1 protein-coding gene is annotated in these 298 nt (G+C 60.7%); it reads left to right on the forward strand.

What is annotated here, in order from left to right; translation table 11 throughout:
• Positions 1 to 63: 63 nt before the first annotated feature.
• Positions 64 to 298 (forward strand): FAD-linked oxidase C-terminal domain-containing protein (locus tag EN824_RS36450; protein WP_281041415.1); only part of this gene is annotated, 235 nt, incomplete at its 3' end.

Raw genomic sequence — 298 nt, forward strand, 5'->3', positions numbered from 1 at the left:
CTGCTGAACACGCGGCTTTTTTTTTTTTTTGAAGGCACGCTCGGCGTCATCACGGAAATCACCGTGCGTCTGTATTCGCAGCCGGAAGCGGTATCCGCCGCGGTCTGCGCGTTTCCGTCGATGGGCGATGCGGTGCGCGCCGTCATCGAAACGATTCAGATCGGCGTGCCGATTGCCCGCGTCGAATTCGTCGATGCGCTCGCAATCCGCTCCATCAACCGGCATTCGAACCTCACGCTGCGCGAGGCGCCCACGCTGTTTTTCGAGTTCCACGCCACCGAAGCCTGCGTCCAGGAAC

Source organism: Mesorhizobium sp. M8A.F.Ca.ET.181.01.1.1, from assembly GCF_004792025.1.
In the GTDB taxonomy this organism is placed as follows: Bacteria; Pseudomonadota; Alphaproteobacteria; order Rhizobiales; family Rhizobiaceae; genus Mesorhizobium.